General features: G+C 69.9%; 14 protein-coding genes, 2 pseudogenes and 1 riboswitch. Of the genes and pseudogenes, 1 reads left to right on the forward strand and 15 read right to left on the reverse strand.

The features are described 5' to 3' along the window. Nucleotides 1–192 precede the first annotated feature (192 nt). Together ACZ562_RS01415 and ACZ562_RS01420 are read right to left on the reverse strand one after the other, a co-directional pair. Nucleotides 193–1158 carry a M23 family metallopeptidase gene (locus ACZ562_RS01415; RefSeq protein WP_471172879.1) on the reverse strand — a complete coding sequence of 322 codons (966 nt, stop codon included), beginning with the start codon at nt 1156–1158 and terminating at the stop codon, nt 193–195. A 2-nt stretch (nt 1159–1160) separates the two neighbouring features. After that, nucleotides 1161–1320: riboswitch (cyclic di-AMP (ydaO/yuaA leader) on the reverse strand. A 189-nt stretch (nt 1321–1509) separates the two neighbouring features. Continuing rightward, nucleotides 1510–2173, reverse strand: a pseudogene (locus tag ACZ562_RS01420) (alpha-galactosidase); the annotation flags it as partial. 316 nt (nt 2174–2489) lie between these two features. Between ACZ562_RS01420 and ACZ562_RS01425 the strand changes: the two are divergent. Further along, on the forward strand, nt 2490–3287 hold the full coding sequence (locus ACZ562_RS01425; RefSeq protein WP_471172885.1) for a tyrosine-protein phosphatase: 798 nt from the start codon (nt 2490–2492) through the stop codon (nt 3285–3287). A gap of 137 nt (nt 3288–3424) precedes the next feature. Here the strand turns inward: ACZ562_RS01425 and ACZ562_RS01430 are convergent, their stop codons facing one another. From ACZ562_RS01430 to ACZ562_RS01490, 13 genes and pseudogenes are all read right to left on the reverse strand, one after another. After that, nucleotides 3425–4810 carry an aspartate aminotransferase family protein gene (locus tag ACZ562_RS01430; RefSeq protein WP_471172888.1) on the reverse strand — a complete coding sequence of 462 codons (1386 nt, stop codon included), beginning with the start codon at nt 4808–4810 and terminating at the stop codon, nt 3425–3427. Then, nucleotides 4807–6738 carry a 1-deoxy-D-xylulose-5-phosphate synthase gene (gene dxs, locus ACZ562_RS01435; protein ID WP_471172890.1) on the reverse strand — a complete coding sequence of 644 codons (1932 nt, stop codon included), beginning with the start codon at nt 6736–6738 and terminating at the stop codon, nt 4807–4809. The genes ACZ562_RS01430 and dxs overlap by 4 nt, the downstream gene beginning before the upstream one ends. A 27-nt stretch (nt 6739–6765) precedes the next feature. Then, on the reverse strand, nt 6766–7923 hold the full coding sequence (gene ispG, locus ACZ562_RS01440; protein WP_471172894.1) for a flavodoxin-dependent (E)-4-hydroxy-3-methylbut-2-enyl-diphosphate synthase: 1158 nt from the start codon (nt 7921–7923) through the stop codon (nt 6766–6768). A gap of 4 nt (nt 7924–7927) precedes the next feature. Continuing rightward, complete coding sequence (gene hpnH, locus ACZ562_RS01445) at nt 7928–8950, reverse strand: adenosyl-hopene transferase HpnH (protein WP_471172897.1); 1023 nt, start codon at nt 8948–8950, stop codon at nt 7928–7930. A 5-nt stretch (nt 8951–8955) separates the two neighbouring features. Then, a complete protein-coding gene (locus tag ACZ562_RS01450; RefSeq protein WP_471172900.1) occupies nt 8956–9645 on the reverse strand; it encodes a 5'-methylthioadenosine/S-adenosylhomocysteine nucleosidase family protein in 690 nt (229 codons plus the stop codon). Beyond that, entirely contained in the window at nt 9645–11651 is a 2007-nt protein-coding gene (shc, locus tag ACZ562_RS01455) for a squalene--hopene cyclase (RefSeq protein ID WP_471172905.1), read from the reverse strand. Before shc ends, ACZ562_RS01450 begins: the two co-directional genes overlap by 1 nt. A gap of 118 nt (nt 11652–11769) precedes the next feature. Next, the gene (locus ACZ562_RS01460; RefSeq protein WP_471173944.1) at nt 11770–12834 is read right to left on the reverse strand and encodes a polyprenyl synthetase family protein; all 1065 of its coding nucleotides are present in this window, start codon (nt 12832–12834) and stop codon (nt 11770–11772) included. A gap of 68 nt (nt 12835–12902) precedes the next feature. Further along, nucleotides 12903–14399: pseudogene (gene hpnE, locus ACZ562_RS01465) on the reverse strand (hydroxysqualene dehydroxylase HpnE); the annotation flags it as partial. Beyond that, complete coding sequence (locus ACZ562_RS01470; protein WP_471172909.1) at nt 14327–14665, reverse strand: DUF6380 family protein; 339 nt, start codon at nt 14663–14665, stop codon at nt 14327–14329. The gene ACZ562_RS01470 and the pseudogene hpnE, both read right to left, overlap by 73 nt. Next, nucleotides 14665–15615 carry a presqualene diphosphate synthase HpnD gene (hpnD, locus tag ACZ562_RS01475; RefSeq protein WP_471172912.1) on the reverse strand — a complete coding sequence of 317 codons (951 nt, stop codon included), beginning with the start codon at nt 15613–15615 and terminating at the stop codon, nt 14665–14667. The genes ACZ562_RS01470 and hpnD overlap by 1 nt, the downstream gene beginning before the upstream one ends. After that, a complete protein-coding gene (gene hpnC, locus ACZ562_RS01480) occupies nt 15612–16514 on the reverse strand; it encodes a squalene synthase HpnC (protein WP_471172914.1) in 903 nt (300 codons plus the stop codon). The genes hpnD and hpnC overlap by 4 nt, the downstream gene beginning before the upstream one ends. Before the next feature lie 360 nt (nt 16515–16874). Beyond that, nucleotides 16875–17663, reverse strand: coding sequence for an ABC transporter ATP-binding protein (locus ACZ562_RS01485; protein WP_471172917.1), 789 nt, complete (start codon nt 17661–17663; stop codon nt 16875–16877). Beyond that, entirely contained in the window at nt 17656–18585 is a 930-nt protein-coding gene (locus tag ACZ562_RS01490; protein ID WP_471172919.1) for an ABC transporter permease, read from the reverse strand. The genes ACZ562_RS01485 and ACZ562_RS01490 overlap by 8 nt, the downstream gene beginning before the upstream one ends. Nucleotides 18586–18621 lie beyond the last annotated feature (36 nt).

The raw sequence follows: 18621 nt of genomic DNA on the forward strand, positions 1-18621 counted from the left end.
AAAGGGTTGACGACCGGTGAGATAAGCCACTCCTAAAGGGCTCACCAAACCAGGAATAAGCCTCTGATCAAGGATGTTGCGGCGTGGACTGCCGCACTCGGAAGTCGCCGCCGGGACACACCGAAGGCCGGACCCGGGGATCGGGGTCCGGCCTTCGGCAGCGTGTCGGGCAGGTGTGGTCGTACGCCGGCCTCAGCCGACGGCGACGCCGTGCGAGCGGAGGTACGCGACCGGGTCCACGTCCGAGCCGTAGTCCGGTGTGGTGCGGATCTCGAAGTGCAGATGAGGTCCGGTGACGTTGCCGGTCGCTCCGGAGAGGCCGACCTGCTGGCCCGCGCTGACGGTCTGGCCGGCCGAGACGGAGAGCGAGGACAGGTGGCCGTACTGCGCGTAGTAGCCGTCGTTCAGCTTGATGACGACCTGGTTGCCGTATGCGCCGCCCCAGCCCGCGGAGACGACCGTACCGGCGGCCACGGCCTTGAGCGACGTGCCGGTCGGGACGACGAAGTCGACGCCGGTGTGGTAGCCGCTGGACCACATGCTGCCCGCCACGTGGTACGCCGTGCCGACGGAGGCACCGCTCACCGGGAGGGCGTAGCCGCTGGAGGTGGCAGCGGACTGGGCGGCCTGGGTGGTGGCCGTCGTCTTCTTCGAGGCGGACGAAGACGAAGACGCCTTCGCGGAAGAGGGCTTGGCCGAGGACGACTTCGCGGCGGACGAATTCGCCGATGAGGACGACGGCCTTGCCTTCGGCTTGCTCGTCGCGGCCTTCTTGTTGATGCTGAGCCGCTGCCCGGGGTGGATCAGCGACGGGTTGTCGCCGACGACATCACGGTTGTCCTGGTAGATCCTCTGCCAGCCACCGCTGACATGCTGCTCCGCGGCGATCTTCGAGAGGTAATCGCCCACGCGCACCGAATAGATCCGCACATCCACGTTCTGCGCGGTGTCCTTCTTCCCGGTCGCCTTCTTCGCGGCCGGAGCTGACTGCACGACCTTTTCCGAAACATTCTGGGAAACGGACTGGGCAGTGGCCGCATGGGCGCCGGTGGCTCCCATGAAGGGGAGGGCGAGTGCGGCGCCACCGGTTCCGGCGACGGCGATCGAGCGGGTGAAACGACGGGACTTGGGACGGCGATGCTTACCCTTCGCGGGCATGGCGAATTCCTCTCCGGCGCCTGCGAGGTGAGCTGTCGGGTGCGGACTGGAGATGCCCGGCCACGTCGAAACGCGGCTTTACCCCTAGCCGTTCCGGAGACCGGAACAGGCGGTTGTACCTGTGGGTCCCCCGCTCCTGCCGTGCACGGGTGAGTGTGTGCGGGCTCCGGGCGGCGGCAGGATTGGGCGTCCGTCCGGATCGGTGGCGAACGTAAGCGACCAAGACGCAATGGGACAACCAACAGGTTCCGTGCGAATGCGTTTTACTAGATCCCTTACGGGAATTTACGGTCACCGTGCGTGAATCAAGCGGCCGCCACTCTCCTCAAAAGCCCTTGAAAAGCACCTGAATTACGTGAACATGACGGGCGACGCACGGTCACGAATATGACGCTGCTCACGCGCCTCACCCCAGGACGCCATATTCCAGAAGGAGTTGGAATGAAGGCTGCAATTCGGACAGAAGGCCCAGATGTGGCCGAGCCGGAAAACCGCCGCATCGAGGTCGCCATGCAGTCCGGTCCGCAATCCGTGATGCGGCAACACCGCACCACGGTGAACTCCGCCCGTTTAGCGGCATTTATACGGCACTGTCGGGCCGGGACCGCACAGCCGCAGCGCCGGCACGGGCTCGCCGTGGCCGGAGCAGGGCTCGAAGCGACGCCGGGGTGTGTCGCCCACAGCCGGTCCAACAGGCCGTACGAGGCCCGCACATGGTCGACCCGGAGGCGCCGCGGACACGGCTCGCCGGGCCAGCCGGCGTCGGTGAAGCAGCGGCTGAAGTCCTATGTGACGTAGTCGACCGGCGCGCTGGAGAGCAGGCCGTGGGGCTGCCCCCGGAGGTACTCCTGGACGTCTTCACAGGCGAGGTGCGATACAAGCTGATTGCGGCTTCCATGCGCTTTCGTCCGGGTTGGAACTGCACCCAGTCGGGGTGCACGCGGTGCAGGTCGCTGTCCGATCGGCCATTTCCGGCTCGATCCCAGAGGGCGAACCGCATGCCGAGCGCGTGCACGGCCGGCCCGGTGTCCCGGAACACCAGCCGCAGCCCGTCGTCCGCCACCTCGTGCCGCTCGAAGGTCCACTCGATGCCGCGCCGTCCTCACTGCCGGTCGGCCCGGACAGAAGCCGCATAGAGCCGTTTTCGGCAATCTCCAGCATCAGGACCTTGCAGATCCGAACAGGTGCAATCAAGGCCCAACATCATCAATGGTCGCGGGGGTGTGAGGCAACGCCTGTGGACAACTCATTGCCCCAGGAATCCATGTCGTATCGTCGAGAGCGCGCCCGTCGATGAGCCGCGTCGACGGGCTGGATTGGGAGGAGCCCCCGTGACGCAGCAGGTCCCGTCGACCGAGCCCGAGCTGGCCGGAGTGCGCAACTTCCGTGACGTCGGCGGACTGCCGACGGCGGACGGGCGGCGGGTGCGGCACGGAGTGCTGTTCCGCAGCGGCCACCTCGCCCATGCGACGGAGGAGGACGCCGCCTTCCTCGGCTCCCTGGGCCTGCACACGATCTTCGACTTCCGCAACGCGGCCGACCAGCGGCTCGAAGGCCACGACGTCGAGCTGCCCGGCGTGCGCAATGTGAACATGCCGCTGAGCGACCCCGCGGACGGTGCCGAGTTCTGGAAGATGGTCCGAGACGGCGAGATCGACCAGCTGCGCGCGATCCTCGCCGACGGCAAGGCCGCGAACCGGATGATCACCTCCTACCGCAGGATCATCAAGGAACGGACGGCCGAGCACTCCCGGGTGCTTCGCTCGCTCGCCGAGGACAGCGTCCCCGCCCTGATGCACTGCGCGGCGGGCAAGGACCGGGCGGGACTGTCCATCGCGGTGACCCTGCTCGCCCTGGGCGTGGAGCGCGAGGCGATCCTCGCCGACTACCTGGAGTCCAACGCCACGCACCGCCGCTACAAGGTGCACCGCAGCAGCAAGTCCGCCGCGGCCTACTCCCCCGAGGTCATGGAGCTGCTCAGCCCCCTGTTCGACGCCCGCGCCGAGTACCTTACGGCGGCCCTCGAGACCATCGAGGAGACGTGGGGCGGCGTCGACGCCTACCTGGAGAAGGGGCTGTGCGTCACCCCGGAGATCCGCGAGCGGCTGCGGGAGCGGCTGCTCGACTGACTCCTCAGCCTCTTGCGAGTCGAGGTGCGCGCTGTCGCCGGGCACCCGACCGGGACGCGGACGGACAGTGCCCGCACGCCGCGTCCCTCGGCAACTGTCTCATCGCTGCGAGACGGCCTTGCCCGAGAGGCAAAAGCTCAGCGGTTCGCCACCGCCTGCTTCACCAGTGTCTTGCCGAAATCCCACATCAGCCCGCCGCCGCTGTGCGCGTCGTCCATCACCGCGGTGAACGCGTCCACGAACCGGTCCACTTCCCGCTCGCCGACGATCAGCGGCGGGATCAGCTTGATCACCTCCAGGTGGTCGCCGGAGACCTGGGTGAGGATCCGGTGCCGCTGCAGCAGCGGGACCACCACCATCTGCGCGAACAGCCCCTTGCGCGCGGCCTGCAGCATGGCCCAGCGGCTGCGCAGCTTCAGCGACCTGGGCCTGCCGAACTCGATGCCGATCATCAGGCCCCGGCCGCGGACGTCGGCGAGCAGCTCGTACTTGTCGATCAGCGCCGCGAGCCGGGACCTGAGTTGCTCCCCCGTCGCGCGGGCGTTGGCGACGATCTGCTCGTTCTCCATGACGGACAGCACGGCCAGGCCCGCCGCCATGGCCTGCGCGTTGGACCCGAAGCTGGCCGAATGGACCAGCACCCGGTCCATCGACGAGTAGACCTTCTTGAAGATCCAGTCCCTGCCCAAGGTGGCGCCCACCGGTACATAGCCGCCGGACAGGGCCTTGGCGACGCACACCAGGTCCGGCTCGACGCCCTCTTCGTGCTGGTAGGCGTAGAAGTCGCCGGTCCGGCCGAGGCCAGTCTGCACCTCGTCCGCGATGAGCAGCGCCTTGTGCCTGCGCAGCAGCTCCTGGGCGGCACGCAGGTATCCGGGCGGGGCCTCGTGCACGCCCTTGCCCTGGATCGGTTCGACGATCAGGGCGGCGACGTCGCCCTTCTTCAGCTCCCGTGCCAGGGCGTCGAGATCCCCGAGCGGGACGGCCGTGTCGGGCAGCAGCGGGGCGAAGCCGTCCCGGAAACCGCCCTCGCCGTTGACCGAGAGCGACCCCGTGGTCAGCCCGTGGAAGGCGTGGTCGCAGTACAGGACCCGCGGCCTGCCGGTGGCGTAGCGGGCGAACTTCAGCGCGGTCTCGACCGCCTCCGTACCGCTGTTGCCGAAGAACGCGCGGTCCAGGTGCGGGCTGTGCGCGAGCAGCTTCTCCGCCAGCAGTCCGGGCAGCGGCTGGCAGTCGAAACGGGTGAGGTCGGCGAGCTGGGCGTCGAGGACGTCGTGCAGCGCCTTGCGGACGACGGGGTGGTGGCGGCCCAGGCCCATCACCCCGAACCCGGCGAGCATGTCCAGGTATTCGTCGCCGTCCGCGTCCCAGAAGTACGCGCCCTCGGCCCGCTCGTAGACCTTGTCGAAGCCGATGGTGTGCAGCATGCGCGGGAGCTGGTGGTTGAGGTACCTGCTGTACAGCTCGTAGCGCTCGGCTCCGCGCCCGGCCAGGAGGGCACCGAGATCGAACTCCTTGGTCATTCGGCCTTCTCCTTGACTGGCACGACGGCTGGACCGTCGTGGCTGCCTCCGGCCTGATCCTTGACGGCCAGGCTCGCGCTGATCCGGCCGGCCACATCGACGGGCGTGAGCCCGATGTCGGCCAGCACCTCCCCGCGCTTGGCGTGCGCGAGGAACTGCTCCGGAACGCCGAACCGCCGTACGGGTACGTCGACTTCGGCGTCCCCCAGCGCCAGCGCCACCGCGGCGCCGACCCCGGACGCGCGGCTGTTGTCCTCGACGACCGCGACAAGACGGTGTCCCGCGGCGAGGCCGGGGAGCGCCGGGTCGACGGGCTTGACCCAGCGGGGGTCGACCACCGTGGCGCTGATCCCGCGGGCCTCCAGCAGCTCGGCGGCCCGGAGGCACACCGGTGCCATCACACCGACGGCGACGAGCAGCACCTCGGGCGTGTCCGGCCCGCGGTGCAGGACGTCCATTCCGCCGACGCGGTCGATCGCCGGCAGCGACGGCCCCACCGACTCCTTCGGGAAGCGCACCACCGTCGGCGCGTCGTCGACGGCGACGGCCTCCCGCAACTGCGCCCGCAACTGGTCGGCGTCGCGCGGTGCGGCGATCCTGAGGCCCGGCACGACCTGGAGGATCGACATGTCCCACATGCCGTTGTGGGAGGGTCCGTCGACGCCCGTGACACCGGCTCGGTCGAGGACGAAGGTGACCCCGCAGCGGTGCAGCGCCACGTCCATCAGGAGCTGGTCGAAGGCACGGTTGAGGAAGGTGGCGTACACGGCGACGACCGGGTGCAGTCCGCCGGTGGCGAGGCCGGCCGCGGAGACCGCCGCGTGCTGCTCGGCGATGCCGACGTCCCACACGCGGTCCGGGAACCGGGTGGCGAACTTGCCGAGGCCCACCGGGTGCAGCATGGCCGCCGTGATCGCCACGACGTCCTCCCGCTCCTCGCCGATCCTGACGATCTCGTCGGCGAACACCGAGGTCCAGGACGGGCCGTTGGACGGCGCGAGGGGTTCGCAGGTGAGCGGGTCCATCACGCCGACCGTGTGGAAGTGGTCCTCCTCGTGGGCGAGCGCGGGCTCGTACCCTCGGCCCTTCTCCGTCAGACAGTGGATGAGGACCGGCCCGTGGAAGCGTTTCGCGCGCCGGAGCGCGGACTCGACGGCCCCCACGTCGTGCCCGTCGATCGGGCCCACGTACTTCAGGCCCAGGTCCTCGAACATGCCCTGCGGCGCGAACGCGTCCTTGAACCCCTTCTTCGCACCGTGCAGCGACTCGTAGACCGTGGTGCCGATGACGGGCGTGCGCAGCAGCACGTCCTTGCCCCAGGCGAGCACTCTCTCGTAGCTGTCGGTGGTCCGCAGGGTGGCCAGGTGGTTCGCGAGTCCGCCGATGGTCGGGGAGTACGACCGCTCGTTGTCGTTGACGACGATGATCAGCGGCCGGTCCTTGGCGGCCGCGATGTTGTTGAGCGCCTCCCAGGCCATGCCGCCGGTCAGCGCCCCGTCGCCGATCACCGCGACTACGTGCCCCTTCTCGCCCTGCACCTGGCGGGCCTTGGCGAGCCCGTCGGCCCAGCCGAGCGCGGTGGAGGCGTGGCTGTTCTCGATGACGTCGTGTTCGGACTCCTCGCGCGAGGGGTAGCCGGACAGCCCTCCTTTGCCGCGCAGTTTGGAGAAGTCCTGACGGCCGGTCAGCAGCTTGTGCACGTAGCTCTGGTGGCCGGTGTCCCACAGGATGCGGTCCACCGGTGACTCGAAGACCCGGTGGAGCGCGACGGAGAGTTCCACCACGCCCAGATTGGGCCCGAGGTGTCCGCCGGTCCTGGCGACCGCGTGCACCAGGAACTCCCTGATTTCTTCGGACAGTTCACCGAGTTCCGGCTCGGACAGCGCCTTCAGGTCGCGTGGTCCCCGGATGTTCTCCAGAATCGTCACGTCGGGCCCCCTCCAGGTCCGTGCTGTTCAACTCACGATGACGGCCGGCTCCCCCGACGCGACGCCGTCCTTGTCCATCTGCTCGGCGATCTTCATCGCCTCCTCGATGAGCGTCTCCACGATCTTCGACTCCGGGACGGTCTTGATGACCTGGCCCTTCACGAAGATCTGACCCTTGCCGTTGCCGGAGGCGACCCCCAGGTCCGCCTCCCGTGCCTCGCCGGGGCCGTTGACCACGCACCCCATCACCGCGACGCGCAACGGGACTTCCATGCCCTCCAGGCCCGCCGTGACCTCGTCGGCCAGCTTGTAGACGTCGACCTGGGCGCGCCCGCAGGAGGGACACGACACGATCTCCAGGCGGCGCTCGCGAAGGCCCAGCGACTGGAGGATCTGGATGCCGACCTTGACCTCCTCGGCGGGCGGGGCGCTCAAGGACACCCGGATGGTGTCCCCGATCCCCCGCGACAGCAGTGCCCCGAACGCGACCGCCGATTTGACGGTCCCCTGGAAGGCCGGACCGGCCTCCGTGACCCCGAGATGCAGCGGGTAGTCGCACCGCTCGGCCAGCAGCTGGTAGGCGCTGACCATCACGACGGGGTCGTTGTGCTTCACCGAGATCTTGATGTCCCGGAAGTCGTGCTCCTCGAAGAGCGACGCCTCCCACAGTGCCGACTCGACCAGCGCCTCGGGCGTGGCCCTGCCGTACTTCTGGAGCAGGCGCCGGTCCAGCGACCCCGCGTTGACCCCGATCCGGATCGGCGTGCCGTGGTCCCGGGCGGCCCGCGCGATCTCCTTCACCTTGTCGTCGAACTGCTTGATGTTGCCGGGATTGACGCGTACGGCCGCGCAGCCGGCCTCGATCGCCGTGAACACGTACTTCGGCTGGAAGTGGATGTCCGCGATCACCGGGATCTGCGACTTGCGGGCGATGGTCGCGAGGGCGTCCGCGTCGTCCTGCGTGGGGCATGCCACGCGGACGATCTGGCAGCCGGACGCGGTGAGTTCCGCGATCTGCTGCAGGGTGGCACCGATGTCGGACGTACGGGTCGTCGTCATCGACTGCACCGACACCGGTGCGCCGCCCCCGACCGCCACCGGACCGACGTGGATCCGCCGCGACACACGCCGCTCGGCGATCGGCCGGACCGGTACCTCGGGGACGCCCAGGGAGACGGCGGTCATGACGTCACTCCCGGTTTCCGGAGACCGTCTCGCGCATGGCCCTCAGCGACTCCTTGAGGGACCCCATGGTGGCGAGGACGGCGGTGGGCTCGTAGCCGCAGTGCGCCATGCAGTTGGCGCAGCGCGGGTCCTTGCCGCGGCCGTACTTGTCCCAGTCGGTCTCCTCGATCAGCTCGCGGTACGTCGGCACGTACCCGTCGCTCATCAGGTAGCAGGGCCGCTGCCAGCCGAAGAGCGAGTAGTTCGGGATCGCCCACGCGGTGCACGGGAAGTCGACCTTGCCCTCGAGGAAGTCGAGGAACAGTGGGGAGTGGTTGAGCCGCCAGCGGCGCCGGTTGCCGCCCGCGAAGGCCTTCCTGAACAGCTCGCGGGTCTGCTCCACGCCCAGGAAGTGCTCCTGGTCGGGCGCCTTCTCGTAGGCGTAGGCGGGCGAGATCATCATCTCGTCGACCTTGAGGTCGTCGTTGAGGAAGTTGAGCACCTCGATGATGGTCTGCGGGGTGTCCGTGTTGAAGAAGGTCGAGTTGGTGGTCACCCGGAAGCCGCGCTTCTTGGCCTCCTTGATGGCCTCCACGGCCTCGTCGAACACGCCCTCCTTCGCAACCGACTCGTCGTGCCGCTCCCGCAGCCCGTCGATGTGCACGGCGAAGGCGAAGTAGGGAGAGGGCTTGAACCTGTCCATCTTCTTGCGCAGCAGCATGGCGTTGGTGCACAGAAAGACGTACTTCTTCTTCGCGACCAACTGCCTTACGATCTCGTCGATCTGAGGGTGCATCAAGGGCTCGCCGCCCGCGATGGACACCATCGGGGCACCGGATTCGAGCACCGCTCCGACCGCCTGGGCCACCGGCATGCGCTGCTTCAGTACCCCGGCCGGGTGCTGGATCTTGCCGCAGCCCTCGCACTTGAGGTTGCACGCGAACAGAGGTTCCAGCTCGACGATGAGCGGAAACTTGTCCCGCTTGCGGAGCTTTTGTTCAGCCAAGTATGTAGCGACCTTGATGGACTGACGCAGCGGCATGGCCATCTGGCTCACCTCCTGGGGAGCAGCAAAGAACGGTGCCATTCGAAGAAAGCGGGAAGGATCGAACGAAGAACACGGAAAGCTGATATTCCACCGCGCACCGTACCGATCCGGACGAGTTCATGTTCTGGAGCGTCCACCACCACCCGGACGGCCGCAACCGGGCGCTCGCCCGTGCGCAGGGCGCCCAGGAGCGTCGCCGCCGACTCCATGTCGACCGCGATCGCGCCGGTCGCGAGCAGATCCGGCCGTTCCAGGCCGCGCACGACGTGATCGGAGCCGGTGAGCGGTCCGGTGTGGACCGTGCGCCCGGGCACGGCGCGCGCGAGCTCCTTGACCAGCAGGTCGGTACCCACGCAGGGGACGTTCCCGCGCGGGTCCCGGGTCTCCTCGGCGACGACCAGGTCGCCGGGGTGCATACCGGGGGCGAGTCCCGCGCAGAAGCCGGTGGCCAGGACGGCGGCCCCGTCGAGCGCGGGGTCGGCGAGCAGCCGGGTGACCGCGCGCTCGGCGGCCCTGGGCCCCATGCCCGTACGCAGGACGGTGACCGGCCCGCCGGCGGCCCACTCCTCTGGTCCGGCTCCGGGGCGCTGAAGGCCACTCCGCCTCACGCTGCGGTCGCTCATGCGCAGGGCGAGGTGCTCGATGCCGAGCGCACAGGCGATCAGCAGCGGGACCGGGGCGGGCTGGGAGCTCATCAGCCCCCCTCGGCCCTGGCGAGCGGCTTCTCGGCGAAGGGCTCTCCGTGCACGTACCGGCCGAGTGCGGTGAGCGGGAACACCTGCCGGTAGAGGTGGTAGTTGATGGAGAAGTCCCAGGGGAACCCGGTGCCGGTGAAGTACGGCTCGTCCCAGGAGCCGTCCTCGCGCTGGGTGGCGGCGAGCCACTCGACGCCGCGCTCGACGGCCTTGGAGTCCTTCTCCCCCGCGGCCAGCAGCGCCATCAGCGCCCAGGCCGTCTGCGAGGCGGTGGAGGCACCGCGGCCGCTCCACTCCTCGACGTACTTGTAGGAGCGCAGGTCCTCGCCCCAGCCGCCGTCGTCGTTCTGCACCGACTCCAGCCAGGTCACCGCCCGCCGGATCGCCGGGTGCGCGGCAGGGAGGCCGGCGGCGGTCAGCGCGGGCACCACCGACCCGGTGCCGTAGACGTAGTTGACGCCCCAGCGCCCGAACCACGAGCCGTCCGGCTCCTGTTCGGCCAGCAGCCATTCGACACCGCGCCGGGTACGGGGGTCGCGGGAGAGCCCCTCGACGGCCAGCATCTCGACGACGTGCGCGGTGACGTCGGCGGACGGCGGGTCGATGACCTCGCCGAAGTCGCAGAACGGCAGCCGGTTGGGGAACGGGCTGGTGTTGTCGACGTCGAAGGCGCCCCACGCGCCGTTCCTGGACTGCATCCCGAGGTTCCAGCGCACCCCGCGCCCGATCGCATTCTCCACCCGCTCCGGGTCGTGGTGCCGGACGCGGCGCAGCGCGAGGACGACCTCGGCGGTGTCGTCGATGTCGGGGTAGTTGTCGTTGTGGAACTCGAACGCCCAGCCGCCGGGCGGCAGTCCGGGCCGCTTGACCGCCCAGTCGCCGGGCCGGACGATCTCCTCGCCGAGCATCCAGTCCGCGGCCCTGACGATCTGCGGGTGATCCGCGGGCACACCCGCGTCGACGAGCGCGATGGTGGCCAGGCAGGTGTCCCACACGGGCGACTGGCAGGCCTCGATCATCCGGGCGCCGTCCTCGCGCCACACGGCGAAGCGGTCCAGGGACTCAAGGCCCGCGCGCATCACGGGGTGCTGAAGGTCGTAGCCGAGCAGGTGCAGCGCGATGACGGAGTACACGGCCGGCGGCTGAATGCCGCCCCAGCAGCCGTCGTTCTCCTGCCGCTCGATGATCCAGCGGGCGGCGCTGTTCATGGCGGCCCTGCGCAGTTTGCGCGGTGCGACCTTGCGCAGGGCGTGCAGCGCCTTGTCGAGCCGCTGGAAGGCGCCGTCCCAACTCGCCACGGGTGCAAGGGGCTTGGGCGGATTGGGCCGCTCGGGGTCGGTGTGCAGCTCGTCGAGCGGGAAGGGTGCGGGCCGTACCGGGCGCTTCGCGGAGACGATCGTCAGCGGGACGATGGTCTGCCGGGCCCAGCACCCGAAGTCGTAGATGTTGAGCGGTACCCACTTGGGGAAGTAGATGAGCTCCGGCGGGAGTTCGGGCAGGTCCTCCCACTTCCACCAGCCGAACAGGGCGAGCCAGATCCGGGTGAAGACCCGGGCGGCGGCGATTCCGCCCCGCTCGCGGATCCAGGCGGAGGCCCTCGCCATGTGCGGCGCGTCCGGCGCGTCGCCGGCCAGGCGCAGGGCGACGTAGGCTTCGATGGTGGCGGAGAGTTCGCCGGGTCCGCCGTAGAAGGTTGCCCAGCTGCCGTCCTCGCGCTGCTCGCCGCGGATGAAGAGCCCGGCGGAGTGAGTCGTCGCCTCGTCACGGATGCCCAGGAACTGACGGAGCAGCAGATCCTCCGCGTCCATCGTGACGTTCGTCTCGAGATCGCCCTTCCACCAGCCCTGGGCGTCCTGCAGGGAGAGCAGGAAGTCGGTGGCGCGTCGCACGGCGCGTACGGCGGCGTCGTGCACCCCGGCCGCCACGGGGGTGTGGGCGCGGGTTTCGCTGGCCGCGGCAGCCCGGGGCGGCAGGGCCCCGGTGCTTCCGTCGGTCGTCGCTGTCATGGCTTCCCCTTCTTGCAGTGTGCATGCCGTGCGTCTGCTGTGGGTCCGCCGTCGGCCGGTGATCACGCGCTCGGTGCACCGGCCGGCGACTACGCGAGGGCTATTCGACCGATGGTGATCATCTCTTTCGTACGACGACGAAGTCGGCGAGCGCCGCGAACCGCGCCCGTACCCGGTCGGGCATGTCGATGCCGTCGAGGGCCTCGACGGCGACGGTGTGCTGACGGCGCGCCTCCTGCGCCGTCCACTCTCGGCCGCCCGCCTCCTCGATGAGGGCGGCGCGGGCCGCGAACTCCTCCTCGGAGAAGTTCTCGAAGTCACTGCTCTTGGCGTCGGCGGCGAGCATCTCGCCGAGCCGCTCGGAGGCGGGGCCGCCCGCGGCGAGCGCGGCCACGACCGGCAGGGACTTCTTGCGCTGGCGCAGGTCGCTCCAGGTCTGCTTGCCGGTGGAAACCGGGTCGCCCCAGATGCCGAGGAGGTCGTCGACGGCCTGGAAGGCGAGGCCCAGGTGGTAGCCGTACTTCTCCAGCGTGTCGGCGGTGCGGCCGTCCGCGCCGCCGAGCACGGCCCCGATGGAGCTGGCACAGGCGAGCAGGGCTCCGGTCTTGTTGCCCTCCATCTCCAGGCATTCCTCGACGCTGACGCGGTCCCGGTGCTCGTAGGAGATGTCCTGTGCCTGACCGTCGATCAGGGCGCGGGTGGCGGTGGTCAGGCGGCGGGTCGCCCGTCCGGCCTCGACCGAGCCGAGCTCCAGGAGGACCTCGTTGGCCAGGGCGAACAGGGCGTCGCCGACCAGGATCGCCTGGGCGGGGCCGTGCACCTTCCAGACCGTGTCGCGGTGGCGGCGCTGTTCGTCGCCGTCCATCAGGTCGTCGTGCAGCAGCGAGAAGTTGTGGACCAGCTCGACGGCGACCGCGCCGGGGATGCCCACCTCGGGCGCGGCCCCGGTGACCTCCGCGGAGAGCACCGCGAGGGCGGGACGTACGGCCTTGCCGCCGTCGCCGTCCGCGGGGTTGCCCTCGGCGTCGATCCAGCCGAAGTGGTAGGCGGCGACCGTGTCCATGGGAGGTGCCAGGCGGTCGATGGCCGCCCGCAGTACCGGTGTGGCCAGGGTCCGGCCGCGCTCCAGGAGCGCGGTCACGTCCACCGCGGTCTCTCGAGCGGCCGTCGAGGCCGGGGGCACAGTGGGCACAGTCTCTCCTCTTGTTGCGGTACCGGGGGTGCGGGGACCTGCCGCATGCTGACCGAGCATCAAGCCGCCTCCTCGAACTCGAAGAGATGACGAGGGCGGGGCCGGCCGAGGGCGGCGAGTGCGGCGTCCGCCGCGCTCACTCCGCTGCGGACCGCGCTCTCCATGGTCGCGGGCCACCCTGTGGCGGTCCACGCTCCGGCCAGGTACAGGCCGGGGGCCTTGGTACGGGCGCCGGGCCTGAGGCGCCCGACGCCGGGGGTGGGAGCGAACGTCGCCGTGCGCTCCCGGGTCACGAAGAAGTCCTTCACCTCGGCACCCCGGGTGGCGGGCAGCAGCCGCTCCAGCTCGGGCAGGTACCGCTCGCGCAGCGCGGCGACCGGTTCGTCGATCTCGTCCCGGGCGGCCGACTGCGACAGCGCCAGGTACTGGCCGTCCCGCAGCCCGGAGGCGCCGGTCCGGTCGAAGACCCACTGCACCGGAGTGCCGAGGGCCGCGAAGAACGGTTTGTGCAGCACCTTGCGGTCGTAGACCACATGGACGTTGAGGATCGGCGCCGTGCCGATCCGCAGCAGTCGCCCGGGATCGTCGAGCGCGTGGTGGGGCAGCAGGTCGTGGGCCTCGCGCTGCGGCAGGGCGAGGACGACGGCGCCGGCCCGGAGCGTCTCGCCGGGAACCTGGACGCTCCACGTTCCGTTCTCCTCCACAGAGACGGAGGTGACGCGTGTACGGACCTCGGTACGCACGCCCGCGGAGTCGAGCGCCTTGCGGGCCAGCCGGTCGTGCAGTTCGCCGAGCGGCACATGCGCCCAGCCGATGTCGGCCGCTCCCGGGTCGGACAGCAGACCGGTCTTGAACACCGTCGCGGCGAGCCCCAGTGAGGCATCGCCCGCGACCGCGTTGAGGGTGGCGACCCCGACCAGGTCCCACAGGGCCTCCACGGCACGCGCGGACTGACCGTGCGCGGTCAGCCAGCTGCCGAAGTCCTGTGCGTCCAGGGTCGGATCGGCGAGGTCGAGTCCCTTGAGCGCGAGCGCGGCACGCCCCACCCTGGCCCGCTCGGTGAGCGAGAGATGCGGGTACGTGGCGAGGCTGCGCCCCAGATGCAGGGGCACCGGCAGCGCGTCGCGCCGCAGCCTGCCGAGCCGCCGTCCCTCGGGCCGGCCGACGTCGAGAACGGGCACGTCGAGACGATCCTGCAAGGGTGCCAGCGCCGTCCCCTCGATCCGGTCGAGGAACCAGCGGTAGGCGGTGCAGCACCGCAGGTACACGTGCTGGCCGTTGTCGACGGTCAGGTCGCCGCGCTGGAAGGAGAAGGCGAGTCCGCCGAGGCGCGGCCGGCCTTCGAGCAACGTCACGCGCACTCCGGCGTCGGCGAGCGCGAGCGCGGCGGTGATGCCGGCGAGCCCGCCGCCGACCACGACGGCGTCCCGCACGGAGCCTCCCGCGTGGTGCGCGAGCGGTCCCCCGGACCGCATGGCGTCGCTCATCGTGCACTCCCCCCTGCGCGGCCGCCGTGCTGATCGAACGGTGCCCGGCAGGCCGCTGCAGTCAGGGACGCCGCCCGGAGCCGGAGGGTTGCGTGCCGCTCTTCGCCGGTGACGTCACCCAGTGCCGCGTCAGCCAAGGTTCGCCCCGTCACGACGCCCGGCACGCTCCCCCACTGCCTCAAGGGCGTGGGAGGTGCCCCCACTCGCCGCACCGGCCGCAAGCCCATGTACGTCCGGTACGAGGACTTCCGGCCGGCACGCCGGGAGCACGCACCGGAGGCCGCTCCTTGCCGGGCAAACCCTGGCTGACGCGGCACTAGGACCGGATTGTCCATCAGACGCGCCTCCTGACGGTCCGCCGGGCGACATGACGGGTGTCCAGACCCGACAGGCCGCGAACGGCGACGTACGCCTTCTCGCGCCCGGGCAGCGACACCCGGCCGCGCAGCACGGCCTCCGGGTCGCGCTCGATGCGGTCGAGCAGGCGGCGGTAGATGCCGGCCATGGCGGCGACGCAGGCGCCGCTGCGCCGGTCGAGCATGGGGAGCAGCCGGTAGCCCTCGGCGAAAAGGGCGCGGGCCCGTCGCACTTCGAAGTGCACTAGGCCCGCGAAGTCGGAGCCCTCCGGTGGTTTCGGCCCCTTGAACCCGGCCGAGCAGCCGAACTTGGCGAGGTCGTCGGAGGGCAGATAGGTGCGCCCGCCCTCGGCGTCCTCGCGGACGTCCCTGAGGATGTTGGTGAGCTGAAGCGCGAGCCCGAGCGTGTCGGCGTACTCCGGCGCGCGGTCGGCGCCGCGCGCCCCCGGTTCCACACCGAAGACGCCGAGCGAGAGCCGCCCGATGGCGCCCGCCACACAGCGGCAGTACACCTTCAGGTCGTCCCAGGTCTCGTAGGTCTCGCCGCGTGCGTCCATCAGCACGCCGTCGATGAGCTCGTCCAGACCGCCGAGCGGGATCGGGAAGGTGCCGGCGGCGTGCGCGAGGGCGACCGCGACCGGGTCGGTGTCGTCCTCGTCGACCGCGTCGTCCCGGACCCGGGTCAGCAGGCCACGGGTGTCCTCGAGCCTCGCGATCTTGACGTCGTCGGCCAGCGCGCCGTCGCCGATGTCGTCGACGCGCCGGGAGAACGCGTACAGCGCGGACATCGCGCGGCGCTTGGGCGTCGGCAGCAGTCTGATGCCGTAGGCGAAATTACGGGCCTGCTGTCCGGTGACGGCCTCGCAGTAGCTGTAGGCGGCGAGTACCGGTGCGGACACGTGCTGTTCCGACTCCACGGTCCGGATCACCCCTCTCCTCGCAGAGTCACGCCCGCCTCACGCAGCAACTGGATCTTGCCGGGCCGGGGCGGGCCGGGAAGTACGTCGTATTCGGCGGCGGCGATCGCCCGGATCGCCGCCCTTCCCCCCGCCACGAACCCCGCGAGCAGCAGCTTCAGCCTGCCGTGGACGCTACCCACCAGGGGGGCGCCCTCATTCAGGAGACGGCGGGCGCGTTCCGCCTCGTACGCAACCAGTGCGCGCACCGATGCGCCCGCGGTTTTCGCGGCGAGATCCGCTTCCTGGACGTGAAAGTGCTTCATGTCCTCGGCGGGCAGGTAGATACGGTCGCGGCCGAGGTCCTCGGCGACGTCCTGGAGGTGCTCCACGATCTGCAGGGCCGTGCAGATCGCGTCGGAGAGGCGGATCCGCTCGGGCGTCGACGCGCCGGTGACTGCGAGGACCAGGCGGCCGACGGGGTTGGCGGACAGCTCGCAGTACGCGAGGAGGTCGTCGTAGGTCTCGTAGCGGGTGACGAGCTGGTCCTGGCGGTTGGCGGCGATCAGGCCGAGGAAGGGCTCGGGGGTGAGGGAGCGGCGGCGGACGGTCGGCTGGAGGCGGCGCAGCAGGGGGTGGCGCGGGGTCGAGCCGAAGACCCTGCGCAGGTCCGCCTCGAAGGCGTCCAGCAGGAGCAGCCGGTCCCCGGCCTCCTCGGGCGACACACCGAGCAGACGGGCGTCGGCGCCGCCGGGGGCCAGGTCGCCGTCGCCGATGTCGTCGACGAGGCGGGCGAAGCCGTACACGGCCATGAGGTCGGTCCGCCAGGCCCGGGGCAGGAAGAAGGGGGCCACGGGGAAGTTCTCCGCCGCGGCCTTGTCGAGGGTGCCGCGCTCCGGATCGGCGGCGCGCGGCGTGCCGGTTCCCGTCACCGCGGACTGCCCGCGACGGGGACGGCACATGCTGTGGTGAGCTGGGGAGTTTCCGTAGCCATCGCCGTCACATCTCCCGTTCTACACCGCCGACCCAATACACACTATTTCGGACACGCCGCCCGGCGATCCGGGTGGCCGTCCCGGCAGAGGGTGTCGCGTATTATCGCCCCACTTGCCGCCTTTCGGCACCGGTACAGCTTACGTTGTACAACGCAATGAGGTTTGCCGGGGTGTCCTGCACATCACAACAACACACCGATTGCCGCCAAGATTCCTAAGAGCGGCCGGAGTTGACGTTTCCTTTGCAGACGCAGGGCCCCGCCGGAACAGTTCCGGCAGGGCCCTGGACGAACCGGGCTACTTGCCCGTGAACTTCTCGTACTCCTTGAGGACCTCGTCGGTCGGGCCGTCCATGCGCAGCTCACCGCGTTCCAGCCACAGCACGCGGTCGCAGGTGTCACGGATCGACTTGTTGTTGTGACTGACCAGAAAGACCGTGCCGGCCTCCTTGCGCAGTTCCCGGATCCGCGCCTCGGAGCGCTTCTGGAACTTGCGGTCGCCGGTCGCGAGGGCCTCGTCGATCATCAGGACGTCGTGGTCCTTGGCCGCGGCGATGGAGAAGCGCAGGCGGGCCGCCATGCCGGAGGAGTAGGTGCGCATCGGGAGGGTGATGAAGTCGCCCTTCTCGTTGATGCCGGAGAAGTCGACGATCTCCTGGTAGCGCTCCCTGATCTCCTCGCGGGACATACCCATGGCGAGCCCGCCCAATATGACGTTCCGCTCGCCGGTGAGGTCGTTCATCAGGGCCGCGTTGACGCCGAGCAGCGAAGGCTGGCCGTCGGTGTAGACCTTGCCCTGCTCGGCCGGGAGCAGGCCGGCGATGGCACGCAGCAGGGTCGACTTGCCGGAGCCGTTGGAGCCGATCAGGCCGATGGCCTCGCCGCGGTAGGCGACGAAGGAGACACCCTTGACGGCGTGCACCTTGCGCACGCCGCGGGCCGCGTCGTCGGAGCCCCTCTTGAGCATGCGGCTGAGGGCGGCGGTGGCGCTGCCCTTGCCGGTCTTGGCGCCGTTGACGCGGTAGACGATGTGCAGCTCGTCCGCGATGACGGTCGGGATCCGCTGGTCGTTCCTGTCCTCAGCCACGGCCGTACCTCTCCTCCGCCTTCCAGAAGTACACGAACCCGCCGACGGCGAACAGGGCCGCCCAGCCGCCCGCGACCGCCCATACGTGGTTCGGGAGGTTCTCGGAGCCGTAGCCGTCGATCAGGGCGAAGCGCATCAGGTCCATGTAGATCGCGGCCGGGTTCCACTGCAGGACGTCCGCCACCCACTGCGGCTTGTCGGCCAGCATGACCGGGATGGAGAACATCACGCCGGACGCGTACATCCACGTCCGCATCACGAACGGCATGAGCTGGGCCAGGTCCGGGGTCTTCGCGCCCGCCCGGGCCATGATCAGCGCGAGGCCGGTGTTGAAGAGGAACTGCAGCGCGAGCACGGGGACGATCAGCACCCAGGACAGGTCCGGATAGCTGCCGAAGCCGATCACCACGGCGAACAGCACGATCATCGAGGCCATCAGCTGCTGGAGCTGCTGCATCGCGAACGAGACCGGCAGCGAGGCGCGCGGGAAGTGCAGGGCGCGGACCAGGCCGAGGTTGCCGGAGATCGCGCGTACGCCGGCCATCACCGAGCTCTGGGTGAAGGTGAACACGAACACGCCGGTGACCAGGAAGGGGATGTACACCTCCTTCGACATGCCGCGGCTGGCGTTCAGGATCACCCCGAAGATGAAGAAGTACACGGCCGCGTTCAGCAGCGGCGTGGCCACCTGCCACAGCTGGCCGAGCTTCGCCTGGCTGTACTGGGCGGTCAGCTTCGCCCTCGAGAACGCGAGGATGAAGTGACGCCGGTCCCAGAGCTGACGGACGTACTCGACGAGTGAAGGCCGGGCGCCGCTCACGGTGAGCCCGTACTTGGCGGCGAGCTGGGCCGCCGTGAGGCCCTCGTCGGGCGGCGTGGGCACGCTCACCGCGACCCTGCCGTCGTGCGTTGTCTCACTCACTGGTGGAAACTTTCGTCTTCGAGATGCGCAGCCCGG

The sequence above is a fragment of the Streptomyces sp. NPDC040410 genome, from assembly GCF_055595715.1.

Excerpts from the sequence above, each read along its gene's own strand:
- ispG (WP_471172894.1), bottom strand. The coding sequence starts at position 7,923 with ATGACCGCCGTCTCCCTGGGCGTCCCCGAGGTACCGGTCCGGCCGATC.
- ACZ562_RS01430 (WP_471172888.1), bottom strand. The coding sequence starts at position 4,810 with ATGACCAAGGAGTTCGATCTCGGTGCCCTCCTGGCCGGGCGCGGAGCC.
- hpnH (WP_471172897.1), bottom strand. The coding sequence starts at position 8,950 with ATGGCCATGCCGCTGCGTCAGTCCATCAAGGTCGCTACATACTTGGCT.
- ACZ562_RS01470 (WP_471172909.1), bottom strand. The coding sequence starts at position 14,665 with ATGGACAATCCGGTCCTAGTGCCGCGTCAGCCAGGGTTTGCCCGGCAA.
- shc (WP_471172905.1), bottom strand. The coding sequence starts at position 11,651 with ATGACAGCGACGACCGACGGAAGCACCGGGGCCCTGCCGCCCCGGGCT.
- ACZ562_RS01415 (WP_471172879.1), bottom strand. The coding sequence starts at position 1,158 with ATGCCCGCGAAGGGTAAGCATCGCCGTCCCAAGTCCCGTCGTTTCACC.
- ACZ562_RS01450 (WP_471172900.1), bottom strand. The coding sequence starts at position 9,645 with ATGAGCTCCCAGCCCGCCCCGGTCCCGCTGCTGATCGCCTGTGCGCTC.